The organism is Brevundimonas sp. AAP58, assembly GCF_001295975.1.
Lineage (GTDB): Bacteria > Pseudomonadota > Alphaproteobacteria > Caulobacterales > Caulobacteraceae > Brevundimonas.
Genome location: NZ_LJHU01000032.1, coordinates 1 through 14,599 on the forward strand (window position 1 = coordinate 1; position 14,599 = coordinate 14,599).

The window sequence follows — 14,599 nt, forward strand, 5'->3', positions numbered from 1 at the left end:
AATCCTTGGCCGCATCCCCGCCGGGCGCTGGGGACAACCCGCCGACATCGGCGGAGCGGCGGTATTTCTGGCCTCGGCCGCGTCCGACTATGTGCAAGGGATCACCCTGCCCGTCGACGGTGGTTGGCTCGCGCGGTGAAGCATCACAATGCGCAATTGCCGTCTTCGGACTGACTGACCTCGGAGACGATTTCGCGTGGGACTGACAGCACCGGTCGAACTTGCCGAAGACGGTCCTCGTCAGGGGCACCTCCTCTTCGATCGTTTGGTGAGCACTACCCGGTGCACTACCCTGGGGGGGCCCTTTCTGAGGGGATCGTCACCGCCCACCCAGATATGCCCGCGTTCGCGTTTTCCCCTGAAGAGGCAGCGGACATAGTGGCTTGTCTTGAAAGCCTGCCGACCGCCGTCGAGCGACGTCAGCCCTGATCATCTGGTTTGACTCCCCATTCACACCAAAGCGAGACACCGCCGATCACGACGATGAAAAAGGCGAACATCGAGATGAAAAGGGCAAGAAAGGGAAACGCGCTGGCGAGCATGGTCGATCTCCGTGTCGATGAGCGACATGAGCGCGACGGCAGGCCGGACGCTTTGATCGGGATCAAAACTCAGCAGAGACTATGGAGGCGGCAAAGACCTGCCGCGAGCGCCAGATCCAAAGTGTCGCCAACCCCCGGCAGCCGGGTTTCGAGGCGGAGCGCCGAACATTGGCCGGCACGCGCGCGGGCCAGCATCTCGGACATCAGGGCTGCAGCCACCACGCCTGGCCTGCATATGTCGACGGCGGCCAGCTGCAGCAGCTGAAAAGTAGGGTGCAGAGCCGCCCCCGTTTCGATCCGGTAACGTCCGACGCCGCAGATCGGTCCCCCTCCGCGCCTGGCGCAGAGGATGACCTCTGCTGGTCCGGTTCTACCGTGCGCCAGTGCGGTGGCGCGCCAAGCCTGGCGATCCAACGCAGGGTCAGACAGCCTCGCTACGACGTAGGCTTCGTCAATCTCGCCGTTACACAAGGGCCGCACATCGATGTCCGCCATGAGTGCATTCTGACTGCCAATCGAACAGTCGCCTTGATCTGAATCAAGGCCGTGGCGCGGAGGCCAGACCCGGATTAGGCTGCTCTCGGAGAGGAGCCACGGCGCGATGCTGGAACTGAAGACTCTGCCAGAGGGCTGCGGCAGCCGGAGACGAACCACCGCCTGCGACACCTGTGGCGCCCGGCCATTTAGCGTGTGCGCGAGCCTCGACGACGCCGAGTTAGCAAGACTGGACGCAATGGCTGAACGTCAGACCCTGGCGGTTGGAGACGTTCTGTTGAGGGAGGGCGATCCCGCCTCCCACGTCTTCAACATCACCGGCGGATCGGTGCGGGTCTACAAGCTCCTGCCGGACGGGCGCCGGCAGATCACGGGTTTTCTCTACGCCGGCGACTTCCTCGGGCTAACGACCGGGGACCGCTATGCTTTTTCGGCCGAAGCCATGGAGGCCGGCTCGATCTGCCGCTTCCGCAAGGCCGATTATCGCAGGCTGATTCAGGAGACGCCCGCGCTGGAAGCGATCTTGCTGGACCGGGCCAACCATGAACTGGCGGCCGCGCAGACTCAGATGCTGCTCCTCGGGCGCAAGACCGCTCTCGAACGGGTCGCCACCTTCCTGACTGACCTTCCCGGCGCCGACCGAATGCGCCCGACGTCAACCGGCGTGCTTCACCTGCCGATGACGCGGGGCGAGATGGCCGATTATCTGGGCCTGACCATCGAAACCGTGAGCCGTGTTATGACACGGCTAAAGACCGAGGGCGTGATCCGACTGACCTCGTTGTCTGACCTGACGATCTTGCGTCCACAACGGCTGCAGGCCCTCGCCGGAGGCGAAGGCTAGGCGGCCAGCAGGGCGCCCTGATCATGCATGCGCACCGGGCCTGCAACATCGACGCGGGCCACGGTCATCACGCGATCGCAGAGCAACAGAGGCGTGTCGCGGTGACTCACCAGGATCAGGCCCTGCCGGGTCCTCGAAAGTCTCTGGCGCAGTCGCTCTGAAACCCGCTTCTCCGTTTCAACGTCGAGACCTTCGGTTGGTTCGTCGAGCACCAGCCACGGGGCCGCGCGCAGATAGGCCCGGGCCAGCGTCAGCCGTCTGCGTTCGCCTCCGCTCAGTTGCATCCCATCCTGCCCGACCGGTGTGTCCAGACCCCCGGGAGATGCTGCGATCCGGCTGGCGAGGTCTGCGTCCGTCAACGCCTGCCAGAGGTCGTCTTCTGTCGCGTCCTCCGCCCCGATCAGGAGGTTCTCCCGCACAGTGCCATCGATCAACTGAACCTGTTGAGCGGCATAGCTGAAGCGAGCGCGTCGATCAGGACAGTCGTGGGACGTTCCTCGCAGGCCCATCAACCGTTCGATCGCCGTCGTCTTGCCCGAGCCTGAGGGCCCCTGAAGCCCCAGTCTCATGCCCGGAACCAGGCTGGGACCGTCCCATGAGAGCCCAGCGGGGACGATGGGTTCATGAGCCGAAGAAGCCGCATCGCTTCGCGGCACCAGGGCAGCGATCCGAGCATAGGCCTCCTTGGCCGCACCGGCGTCTCTGGCCGCTACCGATAGCGTTGCTATGGCTTCAAGTCCGGTGAGGGCCGCGAGCAGGGCCATCGCCAACAAGGGCAAGGTTGCCCCGGACGCGGCAATTGCCACGCCGACCAGCGTCAGTCCGGAAACGCCCGCCTGCCAGAGCGCGAGACTGGCGGTGGCCACCTCTACTCTCGCCTTCAGCCTGTCGTGAGCATCAGCCCGTCGCATCACATCGGTGATCGCCCACGCCTGAAGCCCGTAAGCGGCAATCTCCGCAGCGGAGCCCTGATGCGCCGACAGTCGATTCTTGAACATCCCCATAGCCATCTGGCGGCGACGACCAAGGGGATCGATCCGTCGGCCGAGCGAGGCCGATCCTAGGCCGCTCAGCATCATGCCTCCAAGCACAACGGCGGCCGCTGGTGGACTGGCCATCGCTGTCAGGCTCAAAGCGGCGAGCGCGCCAGCTCCCGCCGTCCAGGGCGCAGAGCGACGTACGAACAGCGTCTGCAGTGCGTCGACGTCCTGGATGAAGCGCGCGGAAGCTTCGCCGCTCGCAATGCTGAACGCGCGCGCCGGCGGTCCCGCTGTCAGCCCCATGAAGAGCGCTGGGCGAATGCGGGCCAAGGCCTTCAGCGCAGCTTCGTGGCTGGAAACGCGTTCGACATAGCGCGATCCGGTCCGGACGATCGCGAGGAAGCGGATGGTGGCGCTCGGCATCAGCACGTTGAAGGCATGAGCCGCAGTCAACCCGGCGGCTCCGGCCAGGGCGGACCCGGTGATGAACCACGCTGACAGTCCGAGGAGGAGCACCATGCTGGCACCCACACCGACGCCTGCCAGAGCGGCGAGACCGAGACGACCTGTCTGCTCCCGAAACTGTTCGCAGACGAGCGTATCGAGGGGTCTACTGGAGATGCTCACAGGCGCACCACCCGGTCCGCCAAGGCTGCCACCGCGTCGGAGTGAGTCGCGATGAGCGCGGTTCGTCCGGCGGTCAGCCGGCGGAGGATCGGCAGCAGCATGAGCTCCGCTTCCGCATCCAGGTTCGCTGTCGGTTCATCGAGCAGAACGATGGGCGCATCAGAGAGCAGAGCGCGGGCCAGCCCAAGCCGCCGTCGCTCGCCGCCCGACAGCCCTCCCCCTCGCTCGTCCAACTCGCGCTCCAGGTCGCCGGCAAATCCCGCCTGCGCAGCAGCGGCCATGACTTCGCGCCGGGACGCGGATGGGCGAGCCAGGGCGATGTTGTGCTCTAACGATCCAGGACTGACGAACGGGTGCTGACCGGCCCAGGCCACCGCGCCCGCCAGGCCGCTTTCTGACGGCAGTCCGGTGCCGTCGATAAGAACCATTCCGGAACCCAGAGGCGCAAGACCGATGAGCAGGTGAAGGAGGCTGGACTTGCCCGACCCGCTCGGTCCCATGAGTGCGACCACCTCCTGCGGGGCGAGCCGAAGGTCGAACTCGGAAATCGGCTCCTCACCGCCTGGATACCGAACCGAAACGCGTTCGAAACGGATCTCAGGGGGAGCTGAAAGTACCAAGCGAGATCGGACCCGAGCGGAGTTCGTACGCTCCGTCGGAGCCGTCGCCAGGGAAGTTGCCGCAGCTTCGGCGGCCTGACGCTCATGATAGGCGGCCGCCAGCCGCCGTACAGGTGCATAGACCTCCGGTGCCAGAGCAAGCACGAACAGGGCGCGAGGCAGGTCGAGTGTTTCCGGGACTGGCACGGGCATGAGGCCCAGGAGAGCGAAGCCGCAGTAAACCGCCACCAGGGCGACCGAGATCGCGGCGAAGAACTCCATCACCGCCGATGAGAGAAAGGCGATACGCAGCACCCCGGACGTCCGCTGTTCCAGTCGATGACAGTCCGCGGCCAGAGAGGAACGAGTCGCCTCCTGGGCCTGAAACGCGACAATGACGGGCAAAGTCCTGATGCGGTCGAGGTAGCGTGAGGCGAGTTGCTCCAGGGCGGCGAACTGCTTGCGGCTTTCAGAGGCCGCGGCAACGCCCGCGAGAGCCATTCCGACCGCGAACGGGGCCAGAGTGCCTAAAAGGATAGCCGCCGAGACCGGGCTGGCGACAGCACAGGCGGCGATGATCATCAGGGGCGAAACCGATGCCGCCGCGCGGGCCGTCACGAAACGCGCCACATAGCCATCCAGCGTTTCGGCCCCTTCGGCGGCGGCGACGAGACCGGTTGGTCCGGCACCCCGGCTTTCGAACAGGGCCCTGACCACGCTGCTGCGGACATCGCGCTTGAAGACCCAACCGGCGCGGCTCGCGACGTTCGTCGTAAACCAGGCCAAGCCGCCCCTCGCCAACAAGCTGAGTACCGCCAGAAGAAGCCAGGGCGCGGCGGCCGAAACCCCGAGCGGGATCGCCGATACCGCCAGCGCGAGCCCTCCAGCGAAGCCGATCACCGGCACGACGTCGAGGATGCAAAGCGCGCTAGCGACACCAACCAGCCTGCGCCAGGGTGCCAAGCGCCCGGCGAGCCAAGCTTTGGCGGCGAACGGGGCAGAAGCGGTGTCAAGGGTTGTCGCGGTCATGACCCGAGCTAGCGGGACAGGGGTCAGAGCGGCTTTGATCAAGATCAAAGCGATCAAGGGACAGGGCGGACTAGGGCGGAGCGTCGGTCACGGGGGCCGACGAAGCGGAGTCTCTCGCCATGATCGACCTGGCGGTCGTCGACCTATCCCGGCTGCAGTTCGCGCTGACAGCCCTTTACCACTTTCTGTTTGTGCCCCTGACGCTGGGGCTGTCGTTCCTGCTGGTCATCATGGAGTCGATCTATGTGATGACCCGTCGGCCGATCTGGCGAACGATCACCCGGTTCTGGGCCACGCTGTTCGGCATCAACTTCGTGCTCGGCGTCGCGACCGGCATCACCATGGAATTCCAGTTCGGAATGAACTGGGCCTACTACAGCCACTACGTCGGCGACATCTTCGGGGCCCCGCTGGCCATTGAGGGCCTGATGGCCTTCTTCCTCGAGGCGACCTTTGTCGGTCTGATGTTCTTCGGCTGGGACAAGCTCAGCCGGGTCGGCCACCTGTTCGTGACCTTCATGGTGGCGCTGGGCACCAATCTCTCGGCGCTCTGGATACTCGTGGCGAACGGCTGGATGCAAAATCCCGTTGGTGCCACCTTCAATCCGGACACGATGCGCATGGAGGTCACGGACTTCATGGCCGTGATCTTCAACCCGGTCGCCCAGGCCAAGTTCGTTCACACCGTCAGCGCCGGCTACGTCATCGCCTCCGCCTTCGTGCTGGGCGTCTCAGCCTTCTATCTGCTGAGGGGTCGCCACCGGGCCTTCGCCAAGCGGTCCATGACGGTCGCCGCCGCCTTCGGCCTGGCCAGTGCCCTGTCGGTCGTCGTGCTGGGCGACGAGAGTGGCTACGCCCTGACCGACAACCAGAAAATGAAGCTCGCGGCCATCGAGGCCATGTGGCGGACGGAAGAAGCCCCTGCCGCCCTGACGGCGATCGGCTTCCCGAATCTGGAGGCGCGTCGGACCGACTATGCGGTCCAGATTCCCTGGGTCTTGGGCCTGATCTCGACCCGCAGCCTGGACGGTCAGGTCGAGGGAATCCTGGAGCTGGTCGCCGTCGCGGAGGACCGCATCGAATCCGGCGTCATCGCCTACGACGCCTTGGAGAAGGTCAAGGCCGACCCGGTCGATGCCGTGAACCGCGGCACCTTCGAGGCTCACCGCCGCGACCTTGGGTACGGCCTGCTGCTGAAGCAGTACGTCGCCGATCCGCGCCTGGCCACGCCCGAGCAGATCCGTCTGGCGGCCTGGAGCACCGTGCCCAACGTCCCGGTCATGTTTTGGACGTTCCGGATCATGGCAGGCGTCGGCTTCCTGATGATCGCCTTGTTCGCGACCGCCTTCATCCTGTCGACCCTGCGCAAGCATGAGACCCGGTGGTTCCTGTGGATGGCCCTGCTCGCCATGCCCCTGCCCTGGATCGCTGCGGAACTGGGATGGATCGTGGCGGAGGTTGGTCGCCAGCCCTGGTCGGTGGAGGGCGTGCTTCCGACGTTCCTCGGGGCGTCCAGCCTGACCGTGCCCCAGCTTTGGGCGACGATCATCGGCTTCACCGCCCTGTACGGCACGCTGGCCGTCATCGAGGTCGGCCTGATCCTGAAGACGATCAAGCGCGGCCCCTTCGCCGAACAGGAAGAATTCGCCGACCGCCCTGCTCCCGGCGCGCCCGAACCCCGCCCGACGGGCGTTCAGCCCGCCGTCGCCTGAACAACCGCAAGGACATCCGGACATGGACCTGCCACTCGACTATCCGACGCTTCGCCTGATCTGGTGGAGCCTTCTGGGCGTGCTGCTGATCGGCTTTGCCCTGACCGATGGCTTCGATCTCGGGGTGGGAGCACTGCTCCCCTTCGTGGCCCGAACCGACGCAGAACGGCGCGTCGCCATCAATACCGTCGGCCCGACCTGGGAAGGCAATCAGGTGTGGTTCATCCTGGGCGGCGGGGCCATCTTCGCCGCCTGGCCCCTGGTCTACGCTGTCAGCTTCTCCGGCTTCTATCTGGCGATGTTCCTGGTTCTGTCGGCGCTGATCCTGCGGCCGGTGGCCTTCAAATACCGTTCGAAGCGACCCGATCCGCGCTGGCGTTCGGCCTGGGACTGGGCGCTGTTCGTCGGCGGCTTCGTTCCTGCCCTCGTGTTCGGCGTTGCGGTCGGCAACGTGCTTCTGGGCGCGCCCTTCCGCTTCGACACCGACTTGCGGTCCACCTACGAAGGCACGCTGCTGGGCCTGTTCACGCCGTTCAGCCTGATCTGCGGCCTGCTTTCGGTGGCCATGCTGGTCCTGCACGGTGCCGCATGGCTCGGGGTCAAGGTCGAGCGGGGCCCGGTTCATGATCGCGCCCGCCGTTTCGGAATGATCGCCGCCCTGCTCAGCCTTGTACTGTTCGCCGCAGGCGGGGCCTACGTCGCCTGGGGCGGCTTGGGCTATCAGCTGACCGGCGTGGCCGACATGGCCGGTCCGTCCAATCCCTTGCGAATGACCGCCGAGGCGTCCTCCGGTGCCTGGTTGAACAACTACGCCACCTATCCCTGGCTGCTGATCGCGCCGGTTCTCGGCTTCGCCGGGGCGCTGCTCGCTCTGCTCGGGCTGGTGGGCAAGGGGCATCCCCTGGCTCTGGCCGGTTCCTCCCTTTCGGCAGTCGGGATCATCTCGACGGTCGGTGTGTCGATGTTCCCCTTCATCCTGCCCAGCTCGATCGATCCGGCCTCCAGCCTGACGGTGTGGAACGCCTCCTCCAGCCACACGACCCTGTTCATTATGCTGGTCTGCACCATCGTCTTCCTGCCGATCGTGCTGGCCTACACCGCCTGGGTCTACCGGGTGCTGTGGGGCCGCACCTCGACGGCGGCGCTGACCACCAATCCCGACCTGTACTGAGCCCCGAACCGGAGACGCATCATGTGGTATTTCGCCTGGATCCTGGGGCTGGGCCTCGCCGTTGCCTTCGGCGTCCTGAACGGCATGTGGCACGAGTTCCACCTGTCCGACGAAGGCGACGCCGGACTGTCCCTGCCCGAGGAAGACGCCGATGTCCGCCTGCGCTGAGACGCTGATGGCCGTGCGTCGCCAGAGGCTCCTTCGCCGCTACGACGTCAGTGCGCCGCGCTATACCAGCTATCCGACGGCGGCTCAGTTCACCCCTGCCGTCGGGCCCGAGACCTGGGCGGACTGGCTGCGCGCCTTGCCCCAGGACGAGCCGGTCGGACTGTATGCCCATATCCCCTTCTGCAAGCGGCTGTGCTGGTACTGCGGATGCAATACCCGCGCGGTGAACCGTCTCGATGTGATGAGCAGCTACGTCGACCTGCTGCTCAAGGAAGCGGAAATGGTCGCCGAGGCCCTGGTTCTTCCGCTTGGACCCGTCAGCCTCCACCTCGGGGGCGGCACACCCAACAGCCTGTCGCCGGATCTGCTGTCGCGCCTGGTGTCAGGATTGAAGCAGCTGTTCCAACCGGATGAGGGCCTGGCCTTCGCAGCCGAACTGGACCCCGCGGTTCTGACGTCAGACTGGGTCGATCGTGCCGCGGAGCTGGGGCTGACCCGCGCCAGTCTTGGCGTCCAGGATCTCTCGCCGGAGGTCCAGCAGGCGGTCAACCGCATCGAACCCTTCGAGGTCGTCGAGCGGGCGGTAGGGTGGCTCATGCGGGCCGGCGTCCCCTCCGTCAATCTGGACCTGATGTATGGCCTGCCCCGTCAGGGACGCGCGCAGGTCCTGTCGACGCTGGAGCAGATCCTGACGCTTCGCCCGGATCGCATCGCCCTGTTCGGCTATGCGCACGTTCCCTGGATGAAGCCGCACCAGCGCCTGATCGACACCGCCGAACTGCCCGGCGCGTCCGAACGCTTCGACCAAAGCCAGGCGGCGGCGGAACGGCTGGTTCAGGCCGGATACCATGCCATCGGACTGGACCATTTCGCCCTGCCGGACGACAGCCTTGCGGTCGCGGCCCGGAACGGTCGAGTGCGTCGGTCCTTTCAGGGCTACACCACCGACCCGGTGTACCTGATCGGAATGGGTGCATCATCCATCTCGCGGACATCGCAAGGCTACGTCCAGAATCACACGATCGAGCGAGACTGGCGAGCGGCGATCGCCTCGGGCAAGCTTCCCGCCGCGAGAGGCTTGGCGATGACGGCGGACGACCGACGTCGCGCAGAAATTATCGAACGCCTCATGTGCGACTTCGCAGTCTTTCTACCCGCTGTCGAACGTCGCCACGGGCCGGATCCCGACCACTTTCGTTCGGCTCTGTCTGCACTGAAACCCCTCATGGACGACGACCTTGTTGTCGTGAACGACGGAGCCATCGCCGTCACCGATCTCGGTCGTCCTTTCGTGCGCCTCATCTGCGCCGCCTTTGATGACGCTCCGACCTCTGCGGCGCCTAGACACGCGCAGGCGATCTAAGGGTTATGGGCAGCAGAGTTCACAGGGAGGGACTGACAACTTAAGTCTCTCACTCCGCAGATCGCCCCTTCCCTGCCCCGTTTCAGGCGGCTCGGATCACCACCGCCCAAGCGTTGTTCGCCTGCCGCCGTAGACTGCGGAGGTCGGGTCGGGAGATCAGGTGGGGCTGGAGGTTGAACGCGTTGTAGATCGGGCCGTGGCTGGAGAGGAAACGCTGGGCTGGGCCCTGGGATTTGAACTTCTGCTGTTTGCGATCTCGTCGTCGGATCACGAAGTGCGAGTTCTCAGCCAGATTGTTATCCCGCATCCTGCCGGGGCGGTGGCGGCCCTGGAGATTCAGCACCTTCATCGCCGCCCGGTATGAAGCCAGCTTATCGGTGGCGATGGCCTGCGGATGGGAACCGCCTTTGCGCAGAAGCGGACGGAGCAGCTTCAGCGCCGCCTCCTTGCTCCGTCGCTTCTGGACCAGAGCGTCGAGTACCTCGCCCTCGTCATCGACAGCCCGCCAGAGGCACATCCTCCGGCGACCGATCCTCACGACGACCTCGTCGAGATGCCCCCGGCCCGTGGGCGATGGTCGGTTATGGTGCAGGTTGGCCGCGATCAACGGGCCGCACTTGATGACCCAGCACCAGATCGCCTCGCGGCTGACCTCGACCCCGCGCTCGGCCATCAACTCCTAGACGCCACGAATGCTGAGCGTGAACCGGATGTATCAGCGCACCGCCTGAACGATCACGGCAGCCGGAAAGCAGTGCCGCTTGGAACGATCCCGCCTTCTGGCCTGACAGCCAAACTGGAGACAGGTTATTGTTGGACTGCGAGCATCCGCTGGCCGGATGATCCCGCAGAGCCCTTTTCGAACAGTGCGAGCCAGATCCAGCCCAAAGTCTAATCAAAATCTGCGTCCTGGTCCGATTGAAACCGCCCCACTCAAGAGTTTGGCAACAAAACTTCATTGACCGTAATCGTTACAGACTTGCAATCTATTAAATACATGTAACCTGACTACTTCTTGTTGACGTCGAACGCGAGAGAAATGACCCTGCCCTCCCCTCCCAGGATCGCCGGGGGCCTCATACTCAGGCTGGGACCTCGCCCGTCATGCCCCCGCACACCGTGGATATCATTGATGGCCGACTGCTGGCGGAGCTTCAGAAGAACAGTCGCCTGGGCGTCAATGAGCTGTGCGAGACCGTAGGGCTGACCCCGGCGACCTGTCATCGCCGCCTCAAGCGGTTGAGAGAAAGCGGTCTCGTCGAGCGCGAGATCGCCCTCGTTGACCCGCGGCACACGGCCCGGCCACTGACGGTGGTCATCGAGATCACGCTCGATCAGCTGGGAGGCGAGCGAAGGACGGCCTTCGAACGTCAACTATCGGAACAACGGGAGTTCTCGATGGTCTGGGCCGTGTCCGGAGAGGCGGATTTCGTGGCAGTCGGTCACTTCCGAGACATCGAGCACTATCGGGAATTCATGCTGCGCGAGCTAATAGGCTCCGAGCTGATCCGCCGCCAGAAGTCTTCCATTGTGATTGACCGACTTCGGTTCGATCTCGCCCTGGAGTTTCGGATCGAGACCTGATGCGGTCAGGCTGAGGAGGCGAGACGCGGCCTGGGCCGAGAGGCGTGGTCGGCCTCGATGGGGCGAGCCGCGAGAATGAGTGCGTCCAGCCGGTCGGCAAGAGCCAGTCCATCGTGACTGAGATACAGATGGCGCGAAATCGCCTCACGACCGTTCGACGCCATCAGGAGCCACCCTCGCCCGGGGGGGAGCGCCCCGGGTTCATCGCGACCGAGAAGCGAGCGCGACGCACGTGACGCCGTGGCTGAGCTGGTCACCATGAGCCCTGCGAGTTCCTTGACACGAATGCCCGGATTCTCCGCGACGTAGAGAAAGGCCAGCATCTCGGACACCGTGATATCGGGTGCCATGCGGCGCAGCAGCACGAGGGCGGCCAGGATGGTGTTGCGGCGCCGCCCCCCCTCCTCAGTCATCGACATAGGCCATGATCATCGACGGCGCTGCAGCCCTCGGGCCGGAGCGTGGTTTGCGCTGGCGGAACTCCAGAGTCGCCTCGGGGTGGATCGTGCGCAGTAGATCATACTCGGCCGCCACCTTCGCCTTGAGCCGCTCCGCTGCCAGATAGTCCTCGGCCTCAATATCCAGAGTGATGGTCGCCCTGAGGCGAACGGGCTGGCAGGCCGGGGGTCTGCGCAAACGGGTCAGCGTGGGGAAGTGAGATGTCTCGGACATGATGAAAGCCCCTCGTTGGCCCAGTGAGCATGCCGAGAATCTCCGCCCTCCGGAACAAAAAATCGCCTCGAATTTTGAACGGGATCGATCATTTTCGAGGTCTGTGGCGCGGATCTCTCTCACCCAACCACTTAGATTAACGCGATTTTATAATCGTGTTTGGTACGTGTTCGGATTACGACTGACTGTTGTCGTATCGCGATCACCGACGATCTGCCTCCTGATCGCCTCCATCCAAAGATGTTTCTGACGAGATGATAATTCGGCACTGCCATCTTACTTCCAAAAGGGTTGCACGTGCGCAACTAAAGACATCGCGGTCTATCCGTTAGTTCATTTGTCATCTCGCTACATTTCGGTCTTGATCATCACAGCTGTATGACCGGTACAGCCGCGACGAAAGGGGAGCGGTGCAACATGCCCTATGATCTGGCGGTGTCTGTCGGCACACTCAAGGCGCAGACGATCCTGATCGTTTCCCCCGAAGGCAGCGAGCGGAGCCAGCTCGTCCACGCGTTTACCGAGAACGGCTTTGGCGTCGTTGAGGCGGCATCGCCGGAGGACGCCGCCACGCAAATCAATGACGTCTCCGTGGGCCTCGTCATCCTCGACGAACGGTCCTGCGTCGCCCAGGTCTACGAGTTCTGCCGCTCGGCCACAGTCGCCGGTGGAGCACCCGTGATCGTGATGGCGCGAACCACCGACACGGTCAGCCGGATCGTCGCGCTCGAGGTCGGGGCCGACGCGGTGGTAGGCGCCGACATCGACCCCCGCCTTCTCGTGGCGCAAGCCAGAGCTGTGCTGCGAAGACGGGCTTCATCGACCGTTCCTTCGCAATACGGCCACGGGACGGGGCGCTGGCGGCTGGATCCCCAGACTCACATCGCCACGGGTCCGAACGGACGCACAGTCGAACTCGCGCGCCACCAGGCGCGCCTGATGACACATTTCCTGAACCGGCCTGGGATTGTCGTGACCGTGGACAGTCTCGCCCAGGAGGCACCGGCCCTGAGAATGGAACCGGCCGCTTTCCGGACGGCGATTTCCCGTCTTCGCCGTCGGCTGGATCCACTGGCCCTCGAGCCATTCGTCCGGGTCGTGCGGGGCTGCGGCTATCTTCATGCGCCGACCGCCGCCGACAGTGAGGTTGCAGATGGCGCACACGGCTGATGCATTGACATAAACCCAGACTGTAGACCTGATCATCCCCGGAATCCGGGGGGCCTCGCCTCCCTGGCAGGAGGGCGAGCCATGGGGCGTCGGACGGGGGCGCGTGGCGACCGCGATCGGAGTGTAGACGATACGGTCTGGATTGAAGCATCCGGCTCTCACGCCCGGGTCCTCTCCCCTCGGCGTCAGGAGATCTTGGACCGCCTTCTAGCCTTCGGCCCGCTCCCCGTCAGGACGCTCGCCGAACACCTCCATGCCCAGCCCTCCGCCCTGTATCATCATCTCCGCTTTCTGGTCGCGGCCGGGATGGTGGTCGAGGCCGGGTTCCGTTCAGTCAATCGCAGGCGCGAGCGGCTCTATGGCGCGCCGGCCCAGGCGGTACGGTTGAAGCTCAGGCCAGAGGATCCGGACAATCGGGCCGCCGTGCAGAGCGTCGTGCGCGGATTCGGACGCCAGATGGACCGTGACTTTGTGCTCGGACAGGTGAATCCGTCGGCGACAACAGAGGGTTCCGACAGGAACCTGGGCCTGCGCCGTATCTGCGCCAGTCCCGGCCCCGCCGCACTGGCCCAGATCAACCAAAAGCTTGAAGAAATCGACGCCCTGATGATCGCCGCTCGGGGCCCTGCCGACCAGGCTGTCGTCCTGACGTGGACTCTGGCCCCTCTGCCGCCTCCACTTGGCGAGACGCCCGACAGGGACGTGTTACATCCCGTTGCTCCGAAGCAGCGCCGTCGCCGTTCCTGACACGCAACCGGATCGCTCGGCCGGGACCTGTTCCCCGCAACGACCGGGTCGCTGTCCGCTGGCCGCCCCGCTCGAAAGCGGGCGGTGTCGCGCCATCGAAAGCCAGACCCGGGTCCCGATACAGTGATGCGGCCTGTACATATATTACAATATTCGTGAATTGAACGTAAGAAGATAAATCCCATTTAACGGGATAAATTCTGTCCTTTAGCTCATATAGCAAGTTGGACTCTCTTCAGATTCGAGGTCCAGGACAATTACAAGTCCACACCTTATAAGTCGAAAAGGACTTCAAAAATGCGTATCGCGACACTCATCATCGCATCCACTCTGATTTCCGCGACCGTATCTCAGGCTCAGGACTTCAGGATCAATCTGACGGACATCGATTTGTCCACCCCGGAGGGTGTGCAGACCTTCGAGACCCGCCTGGCCCGTCAGGCGAGACTGGCCTGTACAGGCACGGGCTCCCGGCTGCCTAACGGCCAGTGCGTTCAGGCCTTCCGCGCGGAGGTGATGTCTCAGCTGTCGCCGACCCAGCGCGAGGAACATGCGCGCGTACGTTCACGCACAGACACGGCGAGGGCAGCAGCCCGCTCTGCCGGCTAACGCGATACTGGGAGAGCCAAACAGCCGACCCCATTTAGGTCCTGCAGTGCCAAGAACGCCCTCCCGGCTGGGAGGGCGTTTTGCTGGTCACGGGCGCGCGGTCGCTCGGTCGCGGCGATGCCCGCAGGCGGGCTGGTCAGCTCGACGGCCCTCGACCTGACGGTGCTTCCTTGGCCCGTGACCGCTAGCCACCGTCCCAAGGCCCGTCCTGTCGAAGACAAAGGCCCGTCGGCGGGACCACGCGCACGGCGCACGACAAAGCCGCCGCTGTCGTTCGACAGCGGCGG

At 64.6% G+C, this 14,599-nt stretch carries 16 protein-coding genes; 10 read left to right on the forward strand and 6 right to left on the reverse strand.

Annotated elements, in window-relative coordinates; all coding sequences use genetic code 11:
- The coding region (locus IP78_RS04780; RefSeq protein WP_156320288.1) for an SDR family oxidoreductase at nucleotides 1–139 on the forward strand (139 nt) is incomplete at its 5' end.
- Nucleotides 140–419: 280 nt separating this feature from the next.
- Here IP78_RS04780 and IP78_RS15720 read toward each other — a convergent pair.
- Nucleotides 420–542, reverse strand: coding sequence for a hypothetical protein (locus IP78_RS15720; protein ID WP_255350735.1), 123 nt, complete (start codon nucleotides 540–542; stop codon nucleotides 420–422).
- Between the two features lie 601 nt (nucleotides 543–1,143).
- On the opposite strand from IP78_RS15720, the gene IP78_RS04790 reads away from it, so the two are divergent.
- Nucleotides 1,144–1,881 (forward strand): Crp/Fnr family transcriptional regulator, encoded by a 738-nt coding sequence (locus tag IP78_RS04790; protein WP_054110571.1) that lies wholly within the window; start codon nucleotides 1,144–1,146, stop codon nucleotides 1,879–1,881.
- Here the strand turns inward: IP78_RS04790 and IP78_RS04795 are convergent.
- The gene (locus IP78_RS04795) at nucleotides 1,878–3,488 is read right to left on the reverse strand and encodes an amino acid ABC transporter ATP-binding/permease protein (protein ID WP_054110572.1); all 1,611 of its coding nucleotides are present in this window, start codon (nucleotides 3,486–3,488) and stop codon (nucleotides 1,878–1,880) included. The two genes, IP78_RS04790 and IP78_RS04795, sit on opposite strands and share 4 nt — an antisense overlap.
- On the reverse strand, nucleotides 3,485–5,116 hold the full coding sequence (gene cydD / locus IP78_RS04800) for a thiol reductant ABC exporter subunit CydD (RefSeq protein WP_054110581.1): 1,632 nt from the start codon (nucleotides 5,114–5,116) through the stop codon (nucleotides 3,485–3,487). Before cydD ends, IP78_RS04795 begins: the two co-directional genes overlap by 4 nt.
- Before the next feature lie 122 nt (nucleotides 5,117–5,238).
- Between cydD and IP78_RS04805 the strand changes: the two genes are divergently transcribed.
- The 4 genes from IP78_RS04805 to hemN are packed head-to-tail and all read left to right on the forward strand — an operon-like array spanning nucleotide 5,239 to nucleotide 9,530.
- Nucleotides 5,239–6,828 (forward strand): cytochrome ubiquinol oxidase subunit I, encoded by a 1,590-nt coding sequence (locus IP78_RS04805; RefSeq protein WP_054110582.1) that lies wholly within the window; start codon nucleotides 5,239–5,241, stop codon nucleotides 6,826–6,828.
- Between the two features lie 22 nt (nucleotides 6,829–6,850).
- Nucleotides 6,851–7,999, forward strand: coding sequence for a cytochrome d ubiquinol oxidase subunit II (gene cydB, locus IP78_RS04810; RefSeq protein ID WP_054110573.1), 1,149 nt, complete (start codon nucleotides 6,851–6,853; stop codon nucleotides 7,997–7,999).
- A 21-nt stretch (nucleotides 8,000–8,020) separates the two neighbouring features.
- Nucleotides 8,021–8,167, forward strand: coding sequence for a cytochrome bd-I oxidase subunit CydX (gene cydX, locus IP78_RS04815; RefSeq protein ID WP_051651083.1), 147 nt, complete (start codon nucleotides 8,021–8,023; stop codon nucleotides 8,165–8,167).
- Nucleotides 8,151–9,530 (forward strand): oxygen-independent coproporphyrinogen III oxidase, encoded by a 1,380-nt coding sequence (gene hemN, locus IP78_RS04820; RefSeq protein WP_054110574.1) that lies wholly within the window; start codon nucleotides 8,151–8,153, stop codon nucleotides 9,528–9,530. The genes cydX and hemN overlap by 17 nt, the downstream gene beginning before the upstream one ends.
- An 82-nt stretch (nucleotides 9,531–9,612) precedes the next feature.
- Here the strand turns inward: hemN and IP78_RS04825 are convergent, their stop codons facing one another.
- On the reverse strand, nucleotides 9,613–10,203 hold the full coding sequence (locus IP78_RS04825) for an IS6 family transposase (RefSeq protein ID WP_369814665.1): 591 nt from the start codon (nucleotides 10,201–10,203) through the stop codon (nucleotides 9,613–9,615).
- Nucleotides 10,204–10,634: 431 nt separating this feature from the next.
- On the opposite strand from IP78_RS04825, the gene IP78_RS04830 reads away from it, so the two are divergent.
- A complete protein-coding gene (locus IP78_RS04830) occupies nucleotides 10,635–11,114 on the forward strand; it encodes an Lrp/AsnC family transcriptional regulator (protein ID WP_054110575.1) in 480 nt (159 codons plus the stop codon).
- Between the two features lie 5 nt (nucleotides 11,115–11,119).
- Here the strand turns inward: IP78_RS04830 and IP78_RS04835 are convergent, their stop codons facing one another.
- Both IP78_RS04835 and IP78_RS04840 read right to left on the reverse strand, forming a co-directional pair.
- Nucleotides 11,120–11,533 carry a hypothetical protein gene (locus IP78_RS04835; protein WP_054110576.1) on the reverse strand — a complete coding sequence of 138 codons (414 nt, stop codon included), beginning with the start codon at nucleotides 11,531–11,533 and terminating at the stop codon, nucleotides 11,120–11,122.
- The gene (locus IP78_RS04840) at nucleotides 11,520–11,786 is read right to left on the reverse strand and encodes a hypothetical protein (protein ID WP_054110577.1); all 267 of its coding nucleotides are present in this window, start codon (nucleotides 11,784–11,786) and stop codon (nucleotides 11,520–11,522) included. Before IP78_RS04840 ends, IP78_RS04835 begins: the two co-directional genes overlap by 14 nt.
- Nucleotides 11,787–12,203: 417 nt before the next feature.
- On the opposite strand from IP78_RS04840, the gene IP78_RS04845 reads away from it, so the two are divergent.
- The 3 genes from IP78_RS04845 (at nucleotide 12,204) to IP78_RS04855 (ending at nucleotide 14,312) form a co-directional block, all read left to right on the forward strand.
- Nucleotides 12,204–12,956, forward strand: coding sequence for a response regulator transcription factor (locus tag IP78_RS04845; protein WP_054110578.1), 753 nt, complete (start codon nucleotides 12,204–12,206; stop codon nucleotides 12,954–12,956).
- An 81-nt stretch (nucleotides 12,957–13,037) separates the two neighbouring features.
- A complete protein-coding gene (locus IP78_RS04850) occupies nucleotides 13,038–13,703 on the forward strand; it encodes a transcriptional regulator (protein ID WP_054110579.1) in 666 nt (221 codons plus the stop codon).
- Between the two features lie 297 nt (nucleotides 13,704–14,000).
- The gene (locus IP78_RS04855) at nucleotides 14,001–14,312 is read left to right on the forward strand and encodes a UrcA family protein (protein WP_054110580.1); all 312 of its coding nucleotides are present in this window, start codon (nucleotides 14,001–14,003) and stop codon (nucleotides 14,310–14,312) included.
- The last annotated feature ends 287 nt before the right edge of the window (nucleotides 14,313–14,599 follow it).